The organism is Lentzea rhizosphaerae (genome assembly GCF_042649515.1).
Lineage (GTDB): Bacteria > Actinomycetota > Actinomycetes > Mycobacteriales > Pseudonocardiaceae > Lentzea > Lentzea aerocolonigenes.
The window spans coordinates 124,433-149,358 of the sequence record NZ_JBHRZI010000008.1 but is presented as its reverse complement, the minus strand read 5'-3'; the positions used below and the strand labels follow the sequence as shown (position 1 = coordinate 149,358).

The 24,926-nt window shown below is 69.4% G+C and carries 21 protein-coding genes; 11 read left to right on the top strand and 10 right to left on the bottom strand.

Going from position 1 to position 24,926, the window contains the following annotated elements:
- Window position 1 precedes the first annotated feature (1 nt).
- Both ACFOWZ_RS05835 and ACFOWZ_RS05830 read left to right on the top strand, forming a co-directional pair.
- Window positions 2-562 (top strand): hypothetical protein, encoded by a 561-nt coding sequence (locus ACFOWZ_RS05835; protein WP_382369901.1) that lies wholly within the window; start codon window positions 2-4, stop codon window positions 560-562.
- Window positions 563-622: 60 nt separating this feature from the next.
- Complete coding sequence (locus ACFOWZ_RS05830; protein ID WP_382369899.1) at window positions 623-1,135, top strand: hypothetical protein; 513 nt, start codon at window positions 623-625, stop codon at window positions 1,133-1,135.
- Window positions 1,136-1,192: 57 nt separating this feature from the next.
- On the opposite strand, the gene ACFOWZ_RS05825 is transcribed toward ACFOWZ_RS05830, so the two are convergent.
- On the bottom strand, window positions 1,193-4,744 hold the full coding sequence (locus ACFOWZ_RS05825) for a S8 family serine peptidase (RefSeq protein WP_382369897.1): 3,552 nt from the start codon (window positions 4,742-4,744) through the stop codon (window positions 1,193-1,195).
- 122 nt (window positions 4,745-4,866) lie between these two features.
- Here ACFOWZ_RS05825 and ACFOWZ_RS05820 point away from each other — a divergent pair, with 122 nt between their 5' ends.
- The 7 genes from ACFOWZ_RS05820 to ACFOWZ_RS05790 all read left to right on the top strand — a co-directional run bounded on the left by ACFOWZ_RS05820 (window position 4,867) and on the right by ACFOWZ_RS05790 (window position 9,357).
- Window positions 4,867-5,367 carry a SigE family RNA polymerase sigma factor gene (locus ACFOWZ_RS05820; RefSeq protein ID WP_382369895.1) on the top strand — a complete coding sequence of 167 codons (501 nt, stop codon included), beginning with the start codon at window positions 4,867-4,869 and terminating at the stop codon, window positions 5,365-5,367.
- Complete coding sequence (locus tag ACFOWZ_RS05815) at window positions 5,367-6,422, top strand: hypothetical protein (RefSeq protein WP_382369893.1); 1,056 nt, start codon at window positions 5,367-5,369, stop codon at window positions 6,420-6,422. The genes ACFOWZ_RS05820 and ACFOWZ_RS05815 overlap by 1 nt, the downstream gene beginning before the upstream one ends.
- A gap of 370 nt (window positions 6,423-6,792) precedes the next feature.
- A complete protein-coding gene (locus ACFOWZ_RS05810) occupies window positions 6,793-7,401 on the top strand; it encodes a DUF4360 domain-containing protein (RefSeq protein ID WP_382369891.1) in 609 nt (202 codons plus the stop codon).
- Window positions 7,402-7,579: 178 nt separating this feature from the next.
- A complete protein-coding gene (locus ACFOWZ_RS05805; protein ID WP_382369889.1) occupies window positions 7,580-8,437 on the top strand; it encodes a hypothetical protein in 858 nt (285 codons plus the stop codon).
- 115 nt (window positions 8,438-8,552) lie between these two features.
- Entirely contained in the window at window positions 8,553-8,834 is a 282-nt protein-coding gene (locus tag ACFOWZ_RS05800) for an expansin EXLX1 family cellulose-binding protein (protein WP_382369886.1), read from the top strand.
- A 96-nt stretch (window positions 8,835-8,930) separates the two neighbouring features.
- Window positions 8,931-9,107, top strand: coding sequence for a hypothetical protein (locus tag ACFOWZ_RS05795; RefSeq protein ID WP_382369883.1), 177 nt, complete (start codon window positions 8,931-8,933; stop codon window positions 9,105-9,107).
- Window positions 9,100-9,357 (top strand): hypothetical protein, encoded by a 258-nt coding sequence (locus tag ACFOWZ_RS05790; protein ID WP_382369880.1) that lies wholly within the window; start codon window positions 9,100-9,102, stop codon window positions 9,355-9,357. Before ACFOWZ_RS05795 ends, ACFOWZ_RS05790 begins: the two co-directional genes overlap by 8 nt.
- A gap of 10 nt (window positions 9,358-9,367) precedes the next feature.
- Here the strand turns inward: ACFOWZ_RS05790 and ACFOWZ_RS05785 are convergent, their stop codons facing one another.
- The 3 genes from ACFOWZ_RS05785 to ACFOWZ_RS05775 form a co-directional block, all read right to left on the bottom strand.
- A complete protein-coding gene (locus ACFOWZ_RS05785) occupies window positions 9,368-11,668 on the bottom strand; it encodes an aminotransferase class III-fold pyridoxal phosphate-dependent enzyme (protein ID WP_382369877.1) in 2,301 nt (766 codons plus the stop codon).
- Between the two features lie 22 nt (window positions 11,669-11,690).
- Window positions 11,691-12,332 carry a TetR/AcrR family transcriptional regulator gene (locus ACFOWZ_RS05780; RefSeq protein WP_382369874.1) on the bottom strand — a complete coding sequence of 214 codons (642 nt, stop codon included), beginning with the start codon at window positions 12,330-12,332 and terminating at the stop codon, window positions 11,691-11,693.
- 69 nt (window positions 12,333-12,401) lie between these two features.
- Window positions 12,402-13,172, bottom strand: coding sequence for an SDR family NAD(P)-dependent oxidoreductase (locus ACFOWZ_RS05775; RefSeq protein ID WP_382369871.1), 771 nt, complete (start codon window positions 13,170-13,172; stop codon window positions 12,402-12,404).
- Window positions 13,173-13,353: 181 nt separating this feature from the next.
- On the opposite strand from ACFOWZ_RS05775, the gene ACFOWZ_RS05770 reads away from it, so the two are divergent.
- Both ACFOWZ_RS05770 and ACFOWZ_RS05765 read left to right on the top strand, forming a co-directional pair.
- Window positions 13,354-14,838, top strand: coding sequence for an APC family permease (locus tag ACFOWZ_RS05770; protein WP_382369868.1), 1,485 nt, complete (start codon window positions 13,354-13,356; stop codon window positions 14,836-14,838).
- Window positions 14,835-16,292: an amidase gene (locus ACFOWZ_RS05765; protein WP_382369865.1), complete on the top strand. Its 1,458-nt coding sequence runs from the start codon at window positions 14,835-14,837 to the stop codon at window positions 16,290-16,292. Before ACFOWZ_RS05770 ends, ACFOWZ_RS05765 begins: the two co-directional genes overlap by 4 nt.
- On the opposite strand, the gene ACFOWZ_RS05760 is transcribed toward ACFOWZ_RS05765, so the two are convergent.
- The 6 genes from ACFOWZ_RS05760 to ACFOWZ_RS05735 all read right to left on the bottom strand — a co-directional run bounded on the left by ACFOWZ_RS05760 (window position 16,289) and on the right by ACFOWZ_RS05735 (window position 24,682).
- A complete protein-coding gene (locus tag ACFOWZ_RS05760; RefSeq protein ID WP_382369862.1) occupies window positions 16,289-17,395 on the bottom strand; it encodes a sensor histidine kinase in 1,107 nt (368 codons plus the stop codon). The two genes, ACFOWZ_RS05765 and ACFOWZ_RS05760, sit on opposite strands and share 4 nt — an antisense overlap.
- Window positions 17,392-18,051, bottom strand: coding sequence for a response regulator (locus ACFOWZ_RS05755; protein ID WP_382369859.1), 660 nt, complete (start codon window positions 18,049-18,051; stop codon window positions 17,392-17,394). The genes ACFOWZ_RS05760 and ACFOWZ_RS05755 overlap by 4 nt, the downstream gene beginning before the upstream one ends.
- Window positions 18,052-18,176: 125 nt before the next feature.
- Complete coding sequence (locus ACFOWZ_RS05750; RefSeq protein ID WP_382369856.1) at window positions 18,177-19,412, bottom strand: heparan-alpha-glucosaminide N-acetyltransferase domain-containing protein; 1,236 nt, start codon at window positions 19,410-19,412, stop codon at window positions 18,177-18,179.
- Between the two features lie 241 nt (window positions 19,413-19,653).
- Window positions 19,654-22,101, bottom strand: coding sequence for a phosphatidylglycerol lysyltransferase domain-containing protein (locus tag ACFOWZ_RS05745; RefSeq protein WP_382369853.1), 2,448 nt, complete (start codon window positions 22,099-22,101; stop codon window positions 19,654-19,656).
- A 28-nt stretch (window positions 22,102-22,129) separates the two neighbouring features.
- Window positions 22,130-23,428: an alpha/beta hydrolase gene (locus ACFOWZ_RS05740; protein WP_382369850.1), complete on the bottom strand. Its 1,299-nt coding sequence runs from the start codon at window positions 23,426-23,428 to the stop codon at window positions 22,130-22,132.
- A 156-nt stretch (window positions 23,429-23,584) separates the two neighbouring features.
- Window positions 23,585-24,682: a sporulation protein gene (locus ACFOWZ_RS05735; protein ID WP_382369847.1), complete on the bottom strand. Its 1,098-nt coding sequence runs from the start codon at window positions 24,680-24,682 to the stop codon at window positions 23,585-23,587.
- Between the last annotated feature and the right edge of the window lie 244 nt (window positions 24,683-24,926).

Sequence of the window (24,926 nt, the reverse complement as noted above, 5' to 3'; positions counted from 1 at the left end):
GATGCATCGAACACGCTTGTTCCAGCGACCTCTCACGCTGCTCGCGGCACTGGCCGCGGCGTTGGCACTGACCGCGGTTCCCTCCGCCACCGCCGCACCGGGAGGGCTCGCCGGCACCGGCTTCCGCACCGGCTCGGCGGTGCTCGTCCTGCAGAACGGGACCTCGGTCGCGGAGGCGGTGATCCAGGCGACGCCACCGCAGTCGTTCTGCTACGTGAGTGTGGCCTGGCCGGCGGCGATCGACGCCAACTACAAGGTCACCGCCACCTGGAACCTGGACTGCCGCAGCCGCGCCAACCCCAACCTCCCCGCGCCGGACATCTTCATGCTCCTCATGAACGTGCGCGTCTACCAGGGCCGGTACACCCCGTGGGACCTGGGGCGGGAAATCGGTCAGGAGTCCTGCTCGGGAAGCGCGACGAACCGGTCGTGCTCGGCAACGAGTCTCGAGTCCATGGCGTTCGGCGCGCCCTACTACACGATCCTGCACGTCGAGGTGGCGCTCACCGGTGGCACCAACCAGGTGGGCGATTTCTACACCGACCCCATTCGCCGGACGTAGCACGCCGCCCTGCGCGACCGGCACGGGAATTCCTTTCACCCCAACAGTTGGAGGTAAACAATGCCGCGTGTTCGGACAGTCCTCTCCGCCGTTGTCCTGGCGGTGGCGTGTGCCGCTGGGACGGTGCTGGCGGCGGGCCCGGCCGGCGCCGCCGACCGGCCGTCGGTTCCGCTCACCGCCGCCGGGACCGCCGACGCGGAGTCGTTCACGGTGACCCTGACCAGAAGCGCCGGCGCATCGTTCGGGGCGCAGGAGGTCATCACCTGCGGCGGATCCGTCACCAATCCGTACGTCACCGGCGGGAAGGTTCGCGCCGACATCAAGGTGTCGTGTGACGGCGTTCTGGACACGATCGAGGTCGGGGTCGCCATCGAGATCAACGGCGCCCTCGGCCCCGACTCCTGGAAGGGACTGCCCAAGGTCACCGCGCTCACCCACGAAGTGACCACTCCGTGTCCTGGGACCACCGCCGTCTACCGGAGCGCCGGGATCGCCATCTTCACCAAGGCCGGCTACGTCGGCTCCCCGCTCACGCTGGCCGGCAAGTCACCGAGGATCTCCCTCGCCTGCTGAGCAACAGGTGAGCAGTCGGCCCGCGCCCGTGAAGGGCGCGGGCCTTCTGCTCACGCGTCACTTCACCCGGTAGGCCCTGATGATCGTCTGGGTCACCGTGTTGCCGTCCTGGTCCGCCGCGTTCGCGCGCAGCGACACGAACCCGGACGCCGGATTCCGGATGACCGCCATCCAGGTGCCGCTCACGCGCAGCACCGGCACCCGCTGCCACGTCTGCCCGTCGTCGTGGGACACCTCGACCTGCTTCGGCTCGGCCTTGCCGCCCTGTGCGCCCGGCTGCCGGTCGACGCGGAGCGGTACCGGGAACAGCGCGTTGCGGGGCGCGTGGTTCGTCAGGTCGAGGTCGGGGTCGAAACCGATCGACAGCAACGGCAGGGGAGTGGCGGCGGTCGTGTGCTCGGAACGGAAGCCCCATTCCGCGCTGACCTTCGTGGACAGCGGCCATCCCTGGTTGCTCCGGCGCGCCTCGGCGGTGAGACGGTAGTTCGCCACGCCCGCGGGCACCGTGAACTGGCCGCTGCCGGGCTGGCCGCTGCGGGCGATCTCCTTGCCGTCGGAGTAGAGCACGGTGTCGCCGGTGTCACTGGAGCTGGGGAACCCGGAGTGGCCGGCCGAGTCGGAGAACAGCGGCAGATGCGCGTTGATCTTCTCTCCCGTGCGGTACGCCAGGTGCGGCTCGGTCGAGAAGAAGCCCACCGACCCGGTGAGACCCGGCCCGATCACGGCCTTGCCCCAGTCCACAGTGGCCTTCTGGCCTGCCTTGAAGGTCCGTTTGGCGGCCTCGTACTGCTGTGCGGCACCTCCTGCGACCACGCTCACGGAGTTCGTCCACGTGGCGGGTGAGAAGTACTCGGTCCGCTCCAGGGGAAGCGGAGTCTCCGTCGACTCCAGTGAGCCCTCCAGGTCGTACTTGCCGTCGGTGGCGAACATCGACCCGTAGCCCACCCCGTCCACCGGCGCCCGGTAGGTCGTCTTCACCGTGGCCAGATCGCTGTTGCGCGGCCGGTAGGTCACGTTGGCCGGAACGTCCCCGTAGCTGGGGAACACCAGCTCGTACCGGTAGGGGCTCGTCGGCAAGCCGGTCAGCGTGACCGACGCGTTCGGCAACTTCGCCAGCCGGGCGCCGTCGGGGCTGAACGTGTACGTCAACGGCAGTGGCGGCGCTTCCGTCATCCGCACGGGGCTGCCGGAGAAGTGGAACAGCACGGAGTTCGCGCCCGCTTCGGCGATCGCCCGCGCCCGCGGGCTGAACTCGAGACCTTCACCGGCGCCCAGCGTGAACACCACGAGTTTGCCCTTGAGGTCGGCCGCGGCGATCTCGGCTGGTGTGGCGTGCCCAACGTCCACAGCGGACAGTGCGCGGGTGTCGGTCGTCCGCGGTGAGCCCGGTAGCCACTGCACGGGGATCTCGAACGACTCGGGCTCGTCGACGGTCAGCCGGACCTGTGGCCGTTCGAGCTTCATCCGGTCGAGATACACGAACTCCTTGGTGTGCTTGGAGGTTGGCACGGTGTAGTCGTTGTTGTCCGACATGCTGAAGTAGCCCACGCCACGCGCACCGGTGTCGATGGCCATCCCGTTCGTCCAGGAGATCGGGCGGGCCTCCTTCTCGTCGGTCTGCACGGTGACCTTCTTGCCGTTCCTGGCGTCCAGCGTCACCACGGTGTCCTTGTGCAGATCGACTTCCGGGTCGGCCACCCTGGTGCTCGTCGGCAGGGGCTGACCGGGAAACGCGGTCTGGATCGTGCCCAGCACCGCGTACCGGCCCGCGGGCAGCCGCACGGTGCTGTTGTTGCCCATCAGGTCGAAGTCGTCCTTGCCGGTGCCCAGCGGAACCCAGATCGCGCTCGCCAGCAGGCCGTCGGCCGGCGCGGCGCCGTTCTGGTCGATCAGCTTCGTCGTGAGGTCGTAGCTCTCCGGTTCCTTGTACGCGCCGACCGGCGTCTGGATCACCGTGTCGCCGCTCTTGGCAACGAGCCTGCCGCCGTGGACACCGATCTGAGCGGCGGACTGGTCGAAGGTGACCGTCACCGTGGCCTCACCGTTGGCAGGCACGGTGATCTCGTCGGCGTTCAGGTGAAACGCCGGGACGTCCACGCTCAGCCGCAGCGAAACCGGTGCGCTGCCCGTGTTGCTGTACGTGATCTGCTTGGTCAGCGCGGGCTGGTTGTGCGGCCACCGCACGAAACCGAGGCTCAGGCTCCCCGTGCTGGGGATGATCGTCTGCCTGGACGCCCTGCCGACGTCGAGCCGGCCGGCGCCCTGCTGGTAGATCGTGGCGTCGATCGGGGTCGCGCTGCCCATCAGCGCGGCCTTGATCCGCTGGCCGGTCCAGTCCGGGTGCTGTGCGGCCAGGATCGCCGCGGCACCGGCCACGTGCGGTGTCGCCGTGGAGGTGCCGCTCAGCCGCGCGTGGTGCTCGTCGACAACGCGGTCGGAGAGCGTGCCGGCGGCCCGTGCGGCCACGATGTCCTCACCTGGCGCGGCGATGTCCGGTTTGACGGCGTAGTCCTTGAGCCGCGGCCCGGGCTGCGAGAACAGGCTGTACTCGTCCTGCTTGCTCACGCTGGCCACGGCCAGGGCGGCGTCCGCGGAGGCCGGGCTCGCGACCGTCCTTCTCTGGCCGTAGTTGCCGGCCGCGACCACGAACAACGTGCCCTTCTCGGCCGAGAGCCGGTTCAGCGCGATCTCCAGCGGGTTGCTGACGCCGTCGCCGGGCCCGCCACCCAGACTCATGTTCACGACCTCGGCGCCGCTGTCCGCGGCCCACTGCATGCCCGCGAGGATCGCGTCGAACCGGCAGCCGCCGGTCTGGCAGACCTTGCCGATCAACAGGTCCGCGCCCTTGGCGACGCCGGCGTACTTGGTGCCGCGGCCGGCGACGGTCGAGGCCACGTGCGTGCCGTGCCCCACGTTGTCGACGATGCCTTCGCCGGTGAAGTCCTTCTCGCCCTTCACGATCCCGGCCAGGTCGGGGTGTTTCGGGTCGTAGCCGGTGTCGAGGACCGCGACGGTCGCGCCCGCACCGGTGTGCCCGGCCTGCCAGGCGGCCGGTGCGCCGACCTGCGGCACGCTCACGTCCAGCGATGGCTGAACCTTGCCGTTGAGCCAGATCTTGCCCACGTCGGCCTTGTCGAACAGTTCCGCGGCCTTGTCCTTCGGCGTGGCCACCGCGGAGAGCCGCACCGAAGGCAGCTCGCGGGTGATCTTGCCGAGCGTCCGGGCGCCTGCCGACTCGACCAGCAGCGGGATCTCGGACGTGTGGGCGTCGTCGTAGCCCAGGTCGATCAGGCCGGTCACGTCGAACAGTTGGCGATCCAGTTTGCCCGCCCGGATCAGCGGCTCTGCGACCGATGGGATCACCGTCACACCCTTGGCGCTGACGGACTTGATGAACCGCACCGGCCCGAGCCGGGCGGCAGGCTGGATCTTCGCGTCCCAGGAACCGTCCTTCCTGGTCACGGTCACCTTGTCGCCGGTGATCAGCGTGACCGTCCTGGGCGCCTCGGCCGGCGCGGGCGCGGGTGGTTGCGCGGCTGCCGGTGAGACGGCGACACCGGTGGCCACCACGGCGAAGACCGCCGCGTGGATGAAACTGCGTTTGTGCACAGATCGCCCCTAGTGACGTCGGCTGGTGGTTCCCCTCACCTCTACGACTCGTTGAGTGGATCAACCTGTTTATTCGCCGAAGCCGGTAAACGGAGCGCCGTCGACGTGAGTCTTCAAGGGTGATGGCTGACTACGACGACTTCGCCCGTGCGCAACTGCCGCGGTTGCTGCGGTACGCGACGATGCTCACCGGCGAGCGGGAGCAGGCGGCTGATCTGGTGCAGGACGTGCTGGTCAAGGTGTACCGGCACTGGTCACGGATCAGCAGCGCGGATCACCCCGACCGGTATGTGCTGCGGATGGTGACCAACGGCTACCTGTCCTGGCGACATAGCTGGTCTGCGCGTGTGATCGCGTCGGGGGACGTCCCCGACGAGGCACGGGCGGACGATTTCGCAACGGATCACGCCGCGCGCGAGGACATGTGGCAGCGCTTGGCACGGCTGCCCAAGCGCCAGCGGGCCGTGATGGTGCTGCGGTACTACGAGCAGCTGCCCGATCCGGAGATCGCCGGGCTGCTCGGCTGTGCCCAGGCCACCGTCCGGGCACACGCCCACAAGGCATTGGCGGCACTGCGAAACGGCTTGGCCATCGAGCAAATGGCGGAAGCCAGGGAGACGTGATGAACATCGAGAACCTGATCAAGGACACCTTCGCGGCGCGCGAACACGGCGCGCCCGACAGCGACGCGGTGCTCGCCGCGGCGCGCCAACGCATCGACAGCAGGCGCTCCGGGCTGAGCCGGCCGTTCGCGGTCGCCGCCGGAGCCACCGTGCTGACCCTCGGCGCGGTCACCGCCGTGGTGCTGAGCCGGCAGGACCCCGTGGAGCACTCCCAGATCGCCGCCCCCGTCAACGGCTCTCAAAGCAGCCAAACCCCGACCACCACCGCACCAGCCGCAGCGGGCCTGCAGATGCCCTACTCCCTCGGCTGGCTCCCACCGGGCGCGGTCTCCTACCTGGTGCACCGGATCAACGTGGGGTTCAGCGCGGACAAGCCGGACGTGCCGCTGTACGGCGGTGAGTACATGCTGACCGTCACGGCCAGCAACCAGGTCCTGGAGGTCGACGTCCAGCAGATGCGGATGGTGTCGGCGGACCGGGCGACGTTCAAGTCGGGCCCTGGCCAGCCCGTGACGATCAACGGGCAGCCCGGGGTCGAGAGCTCGGTGTCCACCGGGCCAGGCGGCTACGAGCTGTACGTGACGCACCCCGACGGCGGGTCGATGTACGTGAACGTGAACGCCGCGCCCGGCAGCACAGCGCCCGCTCAGCAACTGATCGAGGCCGGCCGCCGGATCGCGCAGAACATCCAGTTCCCCGGCACGACGACCGTCACCCCGAGGTACGCCCTGCGCGACCTGCCCAACGGGATGCGGATCTGCGCCTTCGACGTCGAAAAGGGCCCGTCCGACCCCGGGATGATGACGAGCTACCGGCTGGGCACGTGCACCGTCCAGCCGACGATCTTCGTCAACAGCGGTGTCGGCGCCAAGCCCCCGACCGGCGGCGCACCGGGACAACCCGTGCAGGGCCACGAGACGCGCCACGTCGACGAGAACGGCTACCGCCAGCTGTGGGTCCTCGACGCGGTCGACGGAGTCCCGGTCATCATCGCCGGCCGGGTACCGGAGGCCGACCTGTACGACATCGCCAACCGGCTGGTCCTGCCGCAGTAACAGGGGACAACCAGAACCTGTTGCCGATCAACACTGGGGGTACAGGTTTCGGGGTGTAGCTGCGGCGACACCGGCGCTGCCCAGGTCTCACCTCGTCATCTGGGCAGCGCCGGTGCCGGGCACGGCGTGGCGGTGGGCAGCCCCTGATCCGGGGACGCCCGGCCACCCCCTTCACCACCCAGGACGCCGGCCACGAGGCGGCGTTCGGAATCATCACAGACCCAGGCGCACCTGTTCACACGGCTGAACAGGGCAGGCGAGGACCGATCGTCAGGTAATCGCAAGGCGGCAGGAAACCCACCAAGCCGCCGTCATCGGGTTGGGTACTTCTTCTCCGCCGCTGCCCAGCGAACGAGCCGGAAGGTGTCCAATGATCCACGCGATTGTCGCCGCGGCCATGGCGATGTCCACCGTCGTCCTCCCACAGGCCGACGTCCCGCCACCGGGCGCGGTCACCATCGACACGATCAACGGAAGCGGCTGCCCCCGGGGCACGACCACGGTGTCGGTGTCACCGGACAACTCCGCGTTCCACGTCGTCTTCAGCAGCTATGCGGCCAAGGTCGGTCCCGGTGCCGCGCCGACGGACTTCCGGAAGAACTGCCAGCTGAGTGTCAGGGTGAACGCGCCGGAGGGCTTCGTCTACGGCATCTCCAAGGTCGACTACGCCGGCTACCTGCACCTCGAGCGCGGTGCCACCAGTTCCCTGAGGTCCAGCTACTACTTCCAGGGCATGACGGACACCGGCTACCGCAGCCACGGCTGGCAGGGCCCGGTGGATGACGAGTGGCGGGCCACGGACGTGGGCTCGCCGATCATCTACCCGCCCTGTGGCGTGAACAGAAACCTCAACATCAACACCGAGCTGCGGGTCAACGCAGGCACGTCGGATCCGAAGAAGGCGAGCTTCATGGCGATGGACTCGCTCGACGGTTACGCCAAGACGGACTACTACTTCTCCTGGAAGCGTTGCTCGTAAGCGGAAAACCCCTGGTCGCGGGCTCGGGGTCGTGATGGCTCCGGGTCTGCGACCAGGGGTGGCCGCCCGTCAAGACGCAGCTGGTCGCACGGCCCCGGCGCGCCGTGGCCCCTGCCGATCGGCCGCCCTCACCGGGGACGTTGAAAGCGCCACGGACATCGGCTGACACAATGGACGAATGGCACTGGGTTACCTCCTCGCCGTGCTGGCGACCCTGGCGTCGGGCAGTGGATCGATCCTGGAGTCCATGGGTGTCCAGCGTGCGGGCGCGTACGGCGGAAGGTCTCTCGATCTCATCGCCCTGCGTCGGCAGTGGTTGTACTTCCTCGGTCTCGGTGTGGATCTGCTGGGATTCGCTTTGGCGGCTGCCGCGTTGCACCGGCTGCCGTTGTTCCTCGTCCAGTCGATGCTCGCGTTCAGCGTTGGTGTGACCGCCGCGATCAGCGCGTTCATGGGCCACCGCCTCCGCGCACCGGGATGGGGCGCGCTGGTGGTCGGTGCGGTCGGCCTGGTCCTGCTGGGCGTGTCCGCGGAGCCGGGGCCCGCGCAGGCCCTGTCACCGCAGTGGCGCTGGATCCTCGTGGGCATGGTGGTTCCGGTGGGGGCGATCGCCGTCTACGCCCGGCGCCACCACCACGTCTGGGCGACGGTGGCACTGGCATTCGGTGCCGGAGTCGCCTACAGCGTCGTCGGCATCTCTGCGCGGACGTTCGAACTGCCGGACGCCGTGTGGCGAATCGTCCTGGAACCAGCGGTCTGGGCCATGGTCCTCAACGGACTCGCTGCGGCGGTGCTGTTCGCGATGGCGTTGCAGAAGGGCGGTCCGACCGGGGTCACCGCGATCATGTTCACCACCAACACGACGCTTTCGTCGTTCGTCGGACTGGTCTACCTCGACGACCACGTCCGCGACGGTTTCGTGAACGCGGCCACCGTCGGGTTCGTGCTGGCGATCGTCGGAGCGATCGCAGTCGCCCACTACTCGGCCGACACCCGGCCGAGGGAGCTCGCGACGCCGGCCGGCGTACGGGCGTAAGGCGGCCCGCCTGCTCGACGCCGGCGGCGTCGAATGGATCGAATCGGCTGGTGACAGCCGTACGTCCAGGCCAATGGCACTCCATTGTGGATGCCCTCGCAGTGTCCTATGTGGAGTGTCGACGAGCTACCGCTACAAGGAGGGGTCGTCGCAGTGGTGGTGCGGAATCCAGGTCCGCAACCACCGCAACCCCGTCGCCAAGCTCGAGGTCCGGGCCGCGTCGGGCTGGCTGACGCTGCCGAGGTACGAGTACAACTACTTCATCTCGGCGTCGGGTGCCGGCTGCGGGTCCGACATCCGGATCACGGACATCTACGGGCAGGCCCTCGTCGACACCGGTGTCTCCATCCGCGACCGCGTCGACCAACCCGGCAAGGCGCAGTTCGCCCGGCGTTGACCCGCACGACGTGCCCTTCAAGACGTCGAACGGCACCATCGGATCCGATCCGGGTGGTCCTCCGGCCTGCCGGGCCGAGCGGTAGATTCCCCGCCCATGCCCGAGGTTGTGCTGCGTGACGGGCTCGATCCGAACGAGCCGGACAGGGTGGTCCTCGCCGTCGTCGTCGATCCCGAGGGCTCGCCTGGTGAGTGGGCCGTCGCGAAGATCGGCCAGTTCTGTTACCTGGACGAAGAAGACGAGGTCGCCTACATAGCCTCACGCGGTGGGTGATGCGTGGGGTGATTTCCGGGGCGAGGTGTTCGGGGATCCGTACCTGGTGTGGCACGAAGGCGCCGACGTCGGCGCTCTGATCGCCGAACACGGGCGCGAGCCGGAGCGGGCGGAGCGGCGCCCCATCACAGGTCCGCTGCTCTCGCGGATCGACGGCGTCGGCGACCGCGAAGGGGCGGTACGGCTGCGTGTCGACGAGATCGTCGCCGTCTTGGAGAAGGCTGCCGACGTGCTGACAGCCGGGACGTGAGCGACGGTCCCTACCGATCGGGCTGGTCGGCGAGAGCGGCGTCGAGCGCGTCGATGAACACCGGAACTTCCCGGTCGGTGAAGGCGAGTGGTGGCCGGACCTTCAGCACGTTGCCGGCCCGCCCGGTCGTTCCGACGAGCACGCCGCGGCCGCGCAGGCCGTCGCGGACGTTGACCGCCGTCGCGCGGTCCGGCTGGGTGCCGCCGGGGTGGACGATCTCGACGCCGACCGCGAGCCCGACGCCCCGGACGTCGCCGATCGCCGGGTGACGGCCTGCCAGTTCCCGCAGGGCCGTGCGCAGCGTTTCGCCGGTGTGGCGGACCCGGTCGAGGACGCGTTCGTCGTCGATGACGTCGAGCACCGCGAGGGCTGCGGCGGCGGAGACCGGGTTGCCGCCGAAGGTGCTGAAGATGAGGGACTGGCCGACGGTGGCCCGCACGATGTCGCTGCGGGTGATCACGGCCGCGACCGGGTGCCCGTTGCCCATCGGTTTGCCGAGCGTGACGAAGTCCGGTTCGATCCCGAAGCGGGAGAACCCCCACAGCGTCTCCCCGGTGCGCCCGTGACCGGACTGCACCTCGTCGGCGATCCACAGCGCACCGGCCGCCTTCGCCCGGCGGTGCAGCGCGCGGACGTGCTCCGGGGCGAGGTCGGCCACGCCGTCGCTGGTGAGAAGAGCGTCCAGGTAGACGGCTGCCGGCTCGTGACCTCGTGCCATCAGCCGTTCCAGCGCCGCCTCGAACGACTCCTCGCCCAGCGCCGTGCCGCGGTACGGGTCGGGCGGCGTCCAGGTCTCCACGTGGTCCGGGCCGCGCCCGTCGAGCCACACCTCGGGGGAGACGGCGGCCACGGCCTCGGTGAGACCGTGGTACGCGAAGTCGGTGCACAGCGCCCCGTCACGGCCGGTCGCGGCGCGAGCGAGACGCCAGGCGAGGTCGTTGGCCTCCGACCCCGAGTTCACCAGCAGCACGGTGTCCAGGCCGGGCGGGCACGACGCGACCAGCCGCTCGGCCAGTTCGACGGCGGGCTCGGACAGGTAACGGGTGTGGGTGTTGATCCGGCGCGCCTGCCGGGAGATCGCGGCCGTGACCCGTGGATGGGCGTGCCCCACGCACGGCACGTTGTTGTAGCAGTCCAGATACCGCCGGCCGGCGACGTCGGTGATCCACACGCCCTCCGCCGACGCGACGTGCAACGGCTCGCGGTACGACAGCGGCTCGGCGGCCGGGCCGAAGACGGCGTCACGCCGCCGCGCCAACCCGGCGGTGGGAGCCTCGATCCGGCGGCCTCCCAGCCGGCGGCGGGCCTCGTTCCAGCCGACCTCTTCCAGGCTGGCGATCGTCGCTGCGGCCGGGTCGTTGTAGCGCCTCGCGAAGACCGGGTCCTCCAGCCCCTGCGCCACCCGCCACTCGCTGATCACGATGTTCAGCGCCGCCCTGGCCGCCCAGACCTCCGCGATCAGGTCGGCCTCCTCCGGCTCCAGCGGGGTCACCTGCTCGTAGCCGTCCAGCACGAGCCTGGCGGCGCGGAACATCTCCTCGCCGGTCCGCCCGCACACCAGCGACTCCAGCAGCGACGCCAGGTCGGTGAGCAGCGTGGCGTGGCTCATGTCGCCGAAGTCCACGATTCCGGTGACCGTGCCGTCAGCGGCGGTCAGCGCGTTGTCCACGGTGAAGTCGCAGTGCACGACCTGAGCGCGCAGTCGGGGCCACGCCGGGGCGACGACTTCCTCGAACCGGTCGATGACCCGTTCCACGGTGGCCCGCCGGTCGCGGTCCGGGACGTGCACGAGCAGCTCCCGCGTGCGGGCGGTGTGCTGGACGTCCCAGAGCATGGTGCGGTGCGCCTTCGGGTGGGTGAACCCGCGCAGGGCCCGGCCCAGCCGGGCCGACGTGCTGCCCCAGGCGCGCAACGCGCGGTCGTCGAGTGTCGTCGCGCTCACCCGTCCCGTGCCGGGAAGGACGTCGTACGCGCGCACCCAGCACACGTTCTCGCCATCGCTCCACGCGGCACGGCAGGTGTCTGGCGCTCCCGGAACCGCCCACGGCAGCGCCACTCCGAGCTCTGGGTCCATCCGGTGCACGTGCCGCGCCGCGGCGGCCTCCATGTCGAGGACTTCGGGATCCTCCGCGGGATTCGACACCTTGAGCACGCTCACCGGACTCCCGGCGGACAGCACGAGGAACGCCTGGTCCCGCTCGCTGCCGAGATCCCGCGCGTCATCCGCGGCGACCCCGAACAGCTCGCCGAGCAGCGAGGCGGCGTCGCTCGGCGACAACCGCGGCCGGCTCGCCTGCAGGATCTTCTCCATCAGTACCTCGAATCCGAGTCGGCTAGTCCACGTTCTGGGCCCAGAGTTGCCCCAAGCCTTGGAAAAGTCTTTCCATCACCGCGCGAATGGCTCGTTCGTCCGCAGGCCCCAGCGGAGCGATCAGGTTGTCCACCTCGAGGCCCGAGATCACGGAGAGGATCAGTTTCGCGTCGGTTTTCGGGATCGACGAGGAAAACGCGGTGAGTCTTTCCTCGAGGTGAGCTGCCAGCGTCTGCAACCACGCGGTCGACGCTCGCTGCAGATTCTCACGCCGCACCGACGCGTTCAGGAACTGGTACTCGGTGATCAGTTGTTCGCGGTATTCGGTCAGGCCCTCGATGACGAAGTCGGCGAGCCCGCGAGCAGCGTCGGCCCGCGTGAGCGTGCCCAGGCGTGCGATCGCGGTGACGATGCGCGTGGTCTCGCGTTGCGTGTGTCGCTGGAAGCCTGCTTCGATCAGCTCTTCCTTGTTGCTGAAGTAGTAGGTCACGGTTCCCAGCGGTACCGCTGCCTCGACCGCCACCGCTCTCATCGACACGGCCAGGATGCCGTCTCTGCCGATGATGCGAAGCGCCGCATCGATGATCTCGGTCTTGCGCTTGGCTCCCTTGCGGCTCGGAGGCATGCCCTTGACGTCATCGGGGAGATCTTCGGTACCCGTCATGCTGGTGGACTTTCCCTTACCGCGATCTTGGGCGCAAACAGCCGGGCTGTGCGGAATTCCGCGGATCTGTCAGCGCACGCCGCGTTCCTCCGCGATCGAGTTCGCGCCGTCGACCACGATCATCTGGCCCGTCAGATAGGACGCGGAGGGCAAGGCGAGGAACCGGACGACCGCGGCGACCTCCTCCGGTGTGCCAGGGCGACCCATCGGCGTCGCCTTGCCCATCAACACCTCGTGGGACGTCGACGCGGCTGTCGCGATCCAACCCGGAGCCACCGCGTTGCAGGTGATGCCCCGGGACGCGACGTCGATGGCTGTGGACCTGGTCAGTCCGATGACGGCGGCCTTCGCCGAGTGGTACGCGGCGTCGTTCGCATAGGCCATCAGAGGTCCCGACACCGACGCCATGTTGACGATCCGCCCCACGCCGTCCGTGAGGAGAGGAAGGGCGGTCCGCGTGACGAAGAAGGTCGTGTCCAGATTCCGTGAGATGGCCGCACGCCAGTCCTCGTCCGTGGTGGCCACGGCCGGCGCTGCTTCCTCGGCACCGGAGACCGCCGCCAGTCCGGCGTTGTTCACCAGGACGTCGATCCTCCCGAAGGTCTGGAGGGTGAGGGCGATCAGGGCGTCGGCGGTCGCGGAGACGGTCAGATCGCCGACGAAGCCCACGACGCCCGCCTGCTCGCCGCCCAGCTGCCGAACGCGCTCGTGGATGCGATCTGTGGTCGATGCGATCACCACCGCGTGGTCCTCGGCCAGCAGACGAGCACAGGCGAACCCGATCCCGTCCTCGCTGCCCGCGCCGGTGACGACGGCCACCGGCCGGCTACCTGGTCCCATGACACCTGCCTACCTGTCGCGCATTCCCGTACGTCCGTACGAATCCTGCACGAGACAAGGGCTGTTCCGCAAGGTTTACGCGGCATCGCCCGTCCGTCGAGTTTCGTACAAAGCTCTTGACTGTGACCCAGCGCATAGCGATCCTCGACGAACTACATCCGGTCACCGCATCGAGGTCGCCATGTCTGCACACCTCTCCACCTCGTCGAGTTCGGATCCATCACCGTCGACGCCGGGCTCCGCGACCCTGCGGGCGAACGCCATCGGCACCGTCGGCGTGACAGCCACCGTCGTCTCCGCGGCCGCGCCGCTGACGGTCATGGCCGGCGTCGCCCCCATCGCGCTGGCCATCGGGGGAGTCGGCGTGCCGGGCGCCTACCTGCTGGCCGGCGTAGTCCTGATCGTCTTCGCGATCGGGTTCACCGCGATGGCGGCACAGATCAAGCGGACGGGCGGCTTCTTCGTCTACATCGGACACGCTTTCGGTGGAACCGCGGGGTTCGCCGCCGCCGTGCTCGCGATCGTGTCCTACAACCTGCTCCAGATCGGGACCTACGGCCTTCTGGGGACCCAGGCCAGTGCGGCGCTCGACAACATCTTCGGCGTGAGTGTTCCGTGGTGGGCGATCGCGGCGATCGCGGTCGTGGCCGTGTTCGTGCTGGGAGCACTGGGGATCGACGTCGGCACGAAGGTGCTCGTCGTGCTGATCAGCCTGGAAACCGCGATCCTGGCGGTCATGGCGATCGCCGTCGTCGTCAGGGGCGGCGCTCAGGGCCTCGGTGTCGCTTCGTTCGATCCGGGCAACGTCCTCCAGGGCGGCGTGCTGGCAGTCCTCGGGATCTGCTTCGCGGCGTTCATGGGTTTCGAGTCGACGGCGTTGTACCGCGCGGAGGCACGTGATCCCGCGCGCACGATCCCGCGAGCGACGTACATCGCGGTCGCGTTCATGGCTCTCTTCTACTGCTTCATCTCCTGGACCGTGGTGCAGGCACTCGGGCAGGCCGAAGTCCAGGCCGCTGCGGGAAAGGCGGGCTCGGCGCTGTTCTTCGTGACCATTCGCGAGTACGTCGGCCCGTGGGCCGAGCACGCGATGTACGTCCTCATCGTCACCAGCGTGTACGCGGCACAGCTCGCGTTCCACAACGCCATCAACCGCTACGTCTTCGGCATGGCGGAAAGTGGTGCGCTGCCAACGATTTTCGCGCGCACCAACCGAGCCGGGAGTCCGGCGTTCGCGGGCGCGGTGCAGAGCGTGCTCGCCCTGACTGTCGTGATCGTCTTCGCGCTGGCGGGCCTCGATCCGTTCAAGGACCTGCTGATCAAGGTGAACACACCGGGTGTCATCGGCATCATCGTGTTGCAGGGGCTCGCGGCTGCGGCGGCGGTCGCGTTCTTCCTGCGGCGCCGGACAATCGCGCGACGCACCTTCTTCATCGCCAGCTCGGTGATCGCCGCCGTCCTGATGTCCTGGGTCGTCTACGTCGTGGTCCGGCACCTCGACGTGCTCACCGGCGCACCGAAGGAGATCAACGACGCCCTCGTGGCAGTGGTTCCCGCGGTGCTCGTCCTCGGTCTGGCCGGTGGTCTCGTGTTGCGGAGAGTCCGGCCGAAGACGATCGCACTGCTCGCGCGTGACAACGAAGACGCACAAGGAGATGACCAGTGACGAGTCGCAACCAGGACGAGACGCCGAGCGACCTCTGGCGGTGGTCGGCGACGGCGCTTCGCGATGCGATGTGGCGCGGCGACGTCAGCGCGACCGAAGTGGCGACAGCGCACCTGCAACGCTGCGACGACGTGAACGGCCGGATCAACGCCCTGATCAGCGTGTCGGCGGAGGAAGCGCTGGCCACGGCACACGAGCTCGACACCCGCCCGCAGGCGGACCGCACCGCACCTCTGCACGGTGTCCCCGTCTCCATCAAGGACAACACCGACCAGGCCGGTCACGCGAACACCTGCGGGATCGTCGAGGGCGCCGGCAACGTGGCCGAGGAGGACGCGTCCCTGGTGGCCGCTCTGCGTTCGAGCGGGGTGGTGTTCGTCGGGCGCAGCAACCTGCCGGCCTGGGGCCTGCGCTGGTTCTCGGAGAACGAACTGTTCGGGCGGACCCTGAACCCGTGGACCGCGGAGCACACGCCAGGAGGCTCGAGTGGTGGCGCCGCCGCGGCAGTCGCCGCCGGGATCGTTCCGATCGCTCACGCGAACGACATCGGTGGCTCGATCCGCTACCCCGCGGCGGTCTGCGGGGTCACCGGAATCCGCCCCACCGCAGGACGTGTCCCGAAGTGGAGCGCGCCGTCGCTCGTGAGCCACGCCCCGTCCATCGCAGAGACCGTCATGGCGGTGGAAGGCCCGATCGCAAGGCACGTCAAGGACCTGAGGATCGCTCTGCGAGCGATGTCCGTGCACGACCCGCGCGACCCGGCATCGCTGCCTATCGGCTACCGGGACGAACCGGCGCTGCCTCCGGGGACCAAGGTCGGAGTGGTGCGCGAGGTGCCCGGTGTCGAAACCTGCCAGGAGAACCTGCGCGCGGTGGACGTTGCGGCAGGGTGGCTGGCGGAGGCGGGTTACCGGACGGTCGAGGTGAACATCCCGGAAATCCTCGAGGCGCATCGGCTCTGGCTTCTTCTTCTGTTCGAAGAACTTCGCCTCGGTGCGGCCGAGATGGTGGCGCTCGGCGGCGCGGATCTCCGTCAGGCCATGGAGTACAACTTCGCCGTCGAGGACGCCGCCTGGGGACCGAATGCGACCTTGGAGACCTTCCTGCGCGGCCACACCCGGCGCAACGAGATCCTGTCGGTGATGGAGAGCCACTTCGCCGACATCCCGCTGCTCCTGACACCCTTCTCCGCGGCCCGTGCGCCCGAACACGGCGCGGACTTCGCTTCGCTCGAACGAGCGAGTGAGCTCCTCTGGGCGCAATGGCCCATGACCTTCGTGCCCTGCCTGGGCCTGCCCGCGGCGACCGTGCCGACCGGAGTCGCCGGAGGACTGCCGGGCTCAGTGCAGATCATCGGCGGTCGTTTCCGGGAGAGCTGGATCCTGGACGCCGCGCAAGCCGTCGAGGACCGTGCCGGCGTCATCACCCCCATCGACCCGGTTCACGCGCGTTAGACGTGCGCGGTGCCGACTGCCGTGAGCGGCAGCCGCAGCCGCAGCTGGAAGCCACCGTCGGGCATGGGTCCGGTGTGGAGTTTCCCGCCCAGCAGCGTGGCGCGTTCCTGCAGTCCGACGAGCCCGTGCTGCGCGCTGGGCAGTGCGAGGTTCGGCCGGGTCGGCCGGGTGTTGGTGACGGTGACGGTGAGATCGGTGTCGTCGTGGCTGATCTCGATGGTGGCGCTGGCGCCGGGGGCGTGCTTGCGCACGTTGGTGAGCGCTTCCTGGATCGTGCGGTAGATGGCCCGCTGCACGGGTGGTTCGAGCCCCTCGGGTGCGGCGCCGACCAGCCGTGCGTCGATCGCGCTGTTGCCGATGAGGCGTTCGAGATCGGTCAGCGTGGGCTGCGGGGTGAGCTCGGTCGCCGGTGTCCCGGAGGCGCGCAGCAGGTTCACCATGTGGCGCAGCTCGTCGAGCGTGTTCACCGACAGCTGGCGCACGTTCCCGGCGGCCTGCTTGGCGTCCGGGTCCTGGGTGCTGACCATGAGCGCGGTCGCCTGCACCGCGATCAGGCTCACCTGGTGGGAGACGACGTCGTGCATCTCGCGGGCGAGCTGGTTGCGTTCGCGGGCCAGGATCGCCTCCGCGTCGAGCCTGCGCTCGTGCTCCCGTGCTTCCTTGACCTCTTCCAGCCGCAGGGCCAGCTCGCGCCGGGACAGCAGGAACTGTCCCAGGAGGATCGGTGCGATCGCGGTCATGGCGGCGTAGATGACGCCGAGCAGCGTGTGGAAGTCCCAGATCGACGGCGCGAACTCCGACATCGGGAAGACGAAACCGGCCGTCGCGAGGAACCCGCACCCCGCGAGCAGCCACGGGTCGCGCCAGCGGCTGGAGACCACGTAGAGCGCGACGATCGCCGGAACTATCGTGCCGGGGAACAGCACCGCCGGCATGGTCGCCAGGAGGACTGCCAGCGGCCAGCGCTCGCGCACCAGGAGGGCGAGCACGGCGATCGCCGTCGTGACGATCCCGTACGGGGTGCCCTCGGCGATCGTGGTCAGCACGCCCTCGGCCACGGCGACCGCGAGCACCGCGGCGTCGACGAACCGGCGGGAGCTCACCGCGACTCCCCGCTGTCGTCGAGCAGTCCGGCCCGCTGCGCGACGAGGGCCGCCTGCACCCTGCTGCCCACGCGGAGCTTGGTGAGGATGGCGCTGACGTGGTCCTTCACGGTGCCGACGCTGACGTGGATCCGGGCACCGATGTCGGTGTTGGACAACCCCTCGGCGATCAGCACGAGCACCGCCCGTTCGCGTTCGGTCAGCAGCTCGACCTGCTCGGTGGCCGCCGAGCCCGCGCCGGTACCGAGGTAGCCGTCGACGACCGTGCGGGTGACCTTGGGGGAGAGCACCACACCGCCGCTCACGAGTGTGCGCACCATCTGCGCGAGCTGCTCGGGTCCGGTGTCCTTGAGGATGAACCCGGCCGCACCCGATCGCAGCGCCATGGCGATGTACTCGTCCGAGTCGAACGTCGTCAGCATCGCCACGACCGGCGGCGGCTTGAGACCCTGCAGCTGACGCAGGATCGTCAGGCCGTCCACGTCCGGCATCCGGATGTCCAGCAGCACGAGGTCGGGCTTGAGCAGACTGATCTCGCGCACCGCCTGCGCTCCCGTGGGCGTCGCCACGACCTCGATGTCTCCAGCCGCCTGGAGGATGAGGCGGAAACCGGTCCGCACGAGCTCTTCGTCGTCCACGACGACCACCCGGATCATGTCACTCTCCTTTGTGGATCCTGCACGCGTGCAGTCTCGCCGAGACCGGTGCGGCAGCGCCATCCGGGTACTGGCGGGTCGGGCCCGGCCGACCGGCAGGTCGTGACCAACCGGTCGGCCGGGTTTCAGCGGATGTACTTCGCCGGCTTGGTGGCGAGGTTGAGCAGGTACTCCAGTGGTCCCTTCTTGAAGAAGCGGGACCAGATGAAGGCGAACGCCATGGAGCCGAAGACGAACATGAGCACCGGCGTCCAGGACGCCTGCGACTCCGCCCCCGCGGTCATGCCGGTCAGAGAGTCTCCGGAGCCACCGGAGGCCCCGGACATCTGCGACGACAGCACGAAGTGGCCGACGTAGGCGGTCAGGGACATGGTGCCCACGGCGATGATCGGTGCGGCCAGGCGCTGCAGCAGCGGCAGGCGGTCGATGGCCATCATCGCGAGCACGATCACGGTGATCGCGACGCCGATGCAGCCGATGACGTCGAACGGCATTCCGCTGTGCGGGCCCGAGGTCAGCAGCGACCAGCCCGATCCGGTGGTGTTGGGCGGCATGGAGCCCACGGCACTCATGTCACCCATGGCACCGAGATCCTTCGGTCCCTTGCCCATTCCCATGCCGGAGCCCGAGCCGGGGCCCCTGGCGCCCTGCATCTCCGCGGCTTCGCGGACGCCGTCGATCAGCTGGGCCAGCAGCCAGGAGGTGCCGTAGGCGAACACGGCGAGGGCGGGTCCGAACACGGCCAGCCGCTTGCGCACGGTGCTGGAGGTCACGTCGAGCCTGCCCAGCGCCATGCCGGCGATGATGAACGCCATCCAGGGGATCGCGGGGTAGAAGCCGGTGAGCGTGAGGTCCAGCAGTCCTGCGCCGCCGAGCTGGGCGAGCGGGTCGTAGGCCTTCGCGGCAGCCCTGGCGGGCTCGGTGATCAGGACCTTGAGGCCGAAGGCCAGCAGCGGCCCGAAGACGGCGACCCCGGCCGCGATGATCGCCAGCGTCTTGGCGCTCAGTCGCACCAGTGGCAGAGCCAGCAGGAAGAAGAGCCCGTAGGAGGCGAGGATCACCACGTCGCCGTAGAAATTGATCATCACGGTGCCCAGGACGAGCAGGACCGCGGCCCTGATCGCGATCCGGGCCTTCGCCTGCCGTCCGGCCACACCGGTCTTCGGCTCGAGGCGGCCGGCGATCAACATGAGGGAGAACCCGGCGAGGGTGGCGAACAGCGCCGACGACCGGCCCTCCGTCAGGTGGCGCACCCAGGCGCCGATGCCGCTCGCGTTGGTCGTCGACGGGCCGAGGTGCACGACGTACATGCCGAACACGGCCAGCGCGCGGGCCAGGTCCACCCCGACCAGACGCCCCATCGATGCTGTGGGCTCCGTCGACCGGGCTGGTTCGGTCGGTGTCCGGGTCGGCGATGTCTCCGGCGCAGCTGAGGTGTCCTGCGGTGGTGGCATCTGTGTCATGCAACAACTCTGGCGGTGCGGTGGGTGGCGGGACCATCCGTCAGGTCGGGGTGCTGACCCCGCCACCCGGCCGGATCTTTTGGACCGACCTGCTCGGTCCACTGTGGCCGGTCACGTGAGCAGGCCACAGCGGGGCCGGTCAAGAGCGGTCGATCATCCTCGCGGCGAGGCGGAAGCCCTGTCGCGGGGTGACGTGGGGCAGGTAGGCACGGCTGACGGCGTTCGCGATGCGGGGCAGCGCGGCCGCGTCCGGGTAGGCCATGTACATCGGTCGGTAGGCCGGCTGGAACTTCGCCTTGAACGCGAACAGGGAGCGGAACCCGTAGACCGGTTCCATCACGTGCCCGGTGACGTCCAGCACCCGCTGCAGCAGGCGGGGACGTTCACCCCGGTCCAGCCGGGCGAGCGGTGCGCCGGACAGGCTCAGGAACCGGACTCCCTCGTTCTTCAGCTCCAGCGCGGCCGAGGCGATCAGGAACTCCATCGTGCCGCGGAAACCGTTGGCACGGCGACGCATGAAGTCGAGCGTGTAGCCGACGACCTCGCCGTCGGCGTACACCGGCAGCCAGCTCGTGATGCCGTGCACGGTGCGGTCGGCGTCGATCGCGAGCAGGCACCGCACGCCGTCGCCGGTGAGCTCCTCGAGCCCGCCGAGCGTGAAGCCCATCTCGGGCAATCCCTTGTCCGCCACCCATTCCGCGGAGATCGACCGGATCTGATCGCTGATCGCGAACGGCGCGTCGGCGTACGTGCACCACTCGGCGGTGATGCCTTCCTTCCCGGCCTTGTTCAGCGCTGTTCGCACGTCCTGCCACTTCTTGCCGGTGAACGCCAGCGTGTCGAGGTCGATCACGGTGTCCTCGGCGACCTGCACCGCAGGCCAGCCGAGCGGGGCGACCTCGTCCCGAGTCTCGGCGCTGATGCTGTACAGGCACGGCGTCCAGCCGTTCTCCTGGCAGAACTCGGCGAACCCGCGCACGGCGTCGATCCGCCCGGGTCCGATCGGGTCACCGACGGTCAGTGCGATCGTGGCCACCACCCGGTACGCGATCACCGTCTCGCCGTCCGGGGTGAACCAGTACTGGTTGCCGCGCCACGTCGTCATGTACGACAACGACGAACCTCCGTGCCGCCGCACCAGTTCACGGGCGCGGGCCGCTTCTTCCTCCGACGACGACGGCCACGCGCGCCACGACGCCATCAGCAAACCCGCCAGCACGATCAGCCAGAACACCACGCCGGTGTACTCGAACAACAGCGTGCCGACGAACCCGTGCGCCTGGAAGTGCAGCGGCACCAGTCCGAGATAGCCCGGCGGCAGGAACCGCGTCGGCAGATCGGCGAGCAGCTGGAGAAAACCGGGCTGCGGTGTGAACTGGTCGCGCACCAGACAGCCGCCGAACACGTACAGCGCGGACAGCAGGCCGACGCTGCCCAGCGTGAACCGCCAGAACTTCCGAATCGCGTGCCGGGGGAGCCGCAAGGTGAAGTACTTGCGGGTCAACAGCAGCACGAGGGTGATGGCGAGCGGCGCCAGGATCGGCACGCCGTAGGAGAAACCGACTTCCAGCTCACCGCTGTCCGGAAACCGGGCGGCTTCCGCGACGTACCACCCGGTGACCGCCGCGTACGCCACGGTGACGCCCAGCGCCGACCACCAGGCGAACCGCCGCCCGCGCCGCAGCCCTTCGGCGAGCACCAGCAGCAGCAACGCCGGCAGCAGCGACATCACCAACGCCGGAAACCGCCCGTAGGACAACTGGATCAGCATCGCGCGGCACTGCTCGGCCGCCTCGGACGCGCAGGCGATGTCCACGTCCTCCCGCGCCGGCTGGGCGACGGCCACCACGTCGGAAAACCACGACAGCGGTCCGTTCGGGGACGGCGACATCATCGCCACCACCGGTCCGAGCGCCGAGGCCGCCACCAGGAGCGCGACGAGAACCCGCTTCTCCGCCAGGGTTTCCGGCGTGCGGGCGACGTCCCGGCGGAGGAAGAGCAGGCCGATCAGCAGTCCTGCCACGCCACCGGTCAGCCGCAGCAGGTCCTCCAGCCATCCCGAGTACAACACGAGCACGACCAGTGACAGGGCGGTCATGAGCCGGACGCGCCGCCGCCACAACACCGGCATCCGGAACGTCAGCGCCAGCGCGAGTCCCACCCCGCCGATCGACGGCCCGGCGGCGACCGAGACCGTGAGCGAGTTCAGCCAGGACCAGCCGAGGTCGCTGCCGAGCAGCACCACGCCCTGGCCCAGGAAGACCCCGAGCACGTGGGAGGCGAGGAAGATCGCCGCGGTGCGCAGAGCACCGAGCTCGCGTTCGGCCAGGGTGCCGAAGACGAGCAGCAGCACGGTGGTCGCCACGTAACCGGTGAGATCCATGGCCCACAGCGCAGAGGAGAGCGACGTCCACAACGGACTGTCCGGGCCGAAGCCGATCCGCGCGAGCAGGTCGTCGTTCTGGCTGCCCAGCGCGCCGGTCAGCGCGCCGACGGTCCAGAACGCGATGAGGTAGACACACGTCAGGGGAGCGGTCCGGAACAGCCTGCCGGCCAGGCTCGTGATCCGGTCCAGTTGTGTGCTCATGTCTCTCGTTTCCCGTGGGTCGCTGCGGTCACCTGCTCAGCCCCGTCCGCGCGGCGAGCCACGGCAAGGAGTCGTAGAGGCCGGGCCGCCACACGTTCCAGTCGTGCCCGCCCGGAAGTTCTTTCCACAGCACGTCCACGCCGGCCCTGCGGCAGGCCTCGAAGACCTCGGCGTCCGCCTGGCGGTAGAGCGCGTCGTCCCGTCCCGCGACGATCACGCCCGCCGTCCTCGGAAATCGTTCGCGCGCAAGGATGTCCATCGGGTTGACACGGGTGAACGCGGCTTCGTCCCCACCGAACGCGGCCTTGACCGTCTCGGCACGGGAGCCCAGCGTCGGCTCGCGCTGCCCGGTGAGGTTGATGAAGTTCCCGTACACGTCCGGCGCGCGTACCGCGAGCTGCACCGCACACGTGCCGCCCTGGGACAAACCGGCGATGGTCCAGGCCTCGCGGCGCTCGTCGACCGTCAGCCGCCGCTTGATCCACTCGGGCACCTCACGGGCCAGGTACGTCTCCGACTGCCCCAGCTTCGAGTCCAGGCACAGCGGGTTCGCCATCCGCGCGCCGAGCTGGTCGGCCACCACGACGATCGGTGCCAGCCCGTCGTGCTCACGCGCGAACGCGTCCAGGCGCTCGGTGAGCCGGCCCGCGTCGAACCAGTCACGCGGCGAACCGGGCTGGCCCGGCAGCAACACCACCACGGGCAACCGCGGGCGGGGCGTGGCGGCGTACGCGGGCGGCAGGTAGATCCACGCCGGACGCGCCTTGAACGCACCGGGTATCGACGCCTCCGAGACCGTGCCCTTCTTCGGCAGGTCTGCGGGCTTCTGCCAGACGTCGGCGAGCTTGCCGCCCGCGGGCACCTCGAGCACGCTCGACGCCGGCTTGGCGGCCTCGTCGAGATCCACCCGGTTGTTCGTGAACAGCTCGAGCACCGCGCGTGAGGTGGGGTAGAACCCGAAGTGCGCGTTCGACGCCGTGAACGCGCTCGTCATCACGACCAGCGCCAGCACGACGCTCAGCAGCCGCCAGTACCACCGCCCGGCCCGCAGTCGCGCGACCGCCAGGCACACCGCGAGCAGTGCCGCGCCCACCCACAGCGTCAGGATCACGGGAAGCGGCTCGGGCCACGGCTTCCACACGTGGTCGACGAGGAGCTTCAGCCCGGTCGTTGTCGCCGCGCACGCCAGCACGAGGGCCGGCACGGTCCGGGTCCACCACGTCCGGTTCTTCCGGATCGCCAGAGCGACCAGCGCGAGAACTCCGGCGGTGGTCGCGGTGAGGGGGATCGGCCCGTTGATCAGCGACAGGTCCAGTGGGCTCAGCATCCGTTCCTCGGCAGGTTCTCGGGTTCACTCCGGCGGGAAGGTCCTCAGTGGACATTTATCTCACGGTTGGAGGTGGTGTGCTTCCTCAGCGAGAGGCGCGTGACAGGCGTCCGGGGGAGGGGGCGCCTGTCACGCTGGTCTCGTCGTGCGGTCGGGTCATCCCTCGTCGTCGCCGAAGAACTCGTCGGCCATGCTGCTGATCGCCATGCCGCCGAGCACACCACCGGCGGCACCGGCCGCACCGGCGGCGAGCATGCCGCCCATGCCCGCCCCACGCCGCTGACCGTGCTGGTCGTGCTGGTCGTGGTCGTAGCCGCGACCGTAACCGGGCTGACCGCCATATCCCGGCTGACCGCCGTACCCGGGCTGAGCGCCGAAGGCGGGGTTGTGGCCGTTGTGGCCGCCGAACGCCGGGTTGTGGCCGGCCCCGCCGAACGCGGGGTTCGGCCGGCTGCGCTCGGCGAGCTGCGTCAGCCAGCCGCTGATGGCGGCGGCCCAGTCGGTGATCTGCGCCTCCTGGTGGGACAGCCGGAGGTGACCGGCGGTGTCACCACCGGACGAGAACCCGCCGCGGCCCCGGTCGGCCTCCAGGATCACGTGCAGCTCGTTCGCGTTGGCCATGAAGGTCAGCTCGACCTGGTTCACGCTGCCCGCGAACTGGGCCGGCGGGAAGAACTCGAGCTCCTGGTAGAAGCCGAACTCCTGCGGCACACCGGGCAGGCGCCCGGCCTCGACGTCGGCGCCGCGGAACGAGAACCCGAGCTGCCCGAACGCGTCCAGCACCTTGTTCTGCGAGGGCAGCGGAGCGACCAGCACGGGGTCGAGGTCGCCCTTGTCGGGTGCGCCCGAGACGATCAGCTCGGTGCGCACACCCACGCTCAACCCCGGCAGGGCGGCACCGCCGACCGCGGTGATCGGCGTCTCCCACGGCACGGGCAGCTGGAACGGGATCGACACCGTCTGCCCCGCCGGTACCCGCAGCCCCTGCTGCACGACCATCCGGAAGAACTCCGCGTCGGCGCCGCCGTGCTCGTCATCGCCGCCGAGACTGCCGAAACCGCTGAAGCCGCCGCGCCCGGCCTCGACCCGGGTGACGAGGGACAGCACGACCTGGCCGATCTCGGCGTCCGAGCTGCCGCCCTGAACGCGGACCTGGCCGGTGATCGGCTGGCCGGGCACGGCGTGCGGCGAGTCCAGCACGGTGTCGACGGACGGGCCACCGATGCCGAAGGCGCTCAGCATTCGACTGAACATGAGAAGTACTCCTCTTTGGACGGATGGAATGAAGTCTGGTGGGGGTGAACTCAGTGTTGTGGGTTCTCGGCGTCGGCCCCAGCTGCCGGGCGTCTGGAACAACCCGCCACCCGGCTGGACTGGACCCCGCCGATCGGCCGGCGAAGCAGGTAGCCAAGAGCCCCGTCCGTTCCCGTTCCCGTTCCCGTTGCTGTTTCTGTTGGCGCGAAAAGCACGTTCGGGCCGCTAGATGGCCCGAACGTGC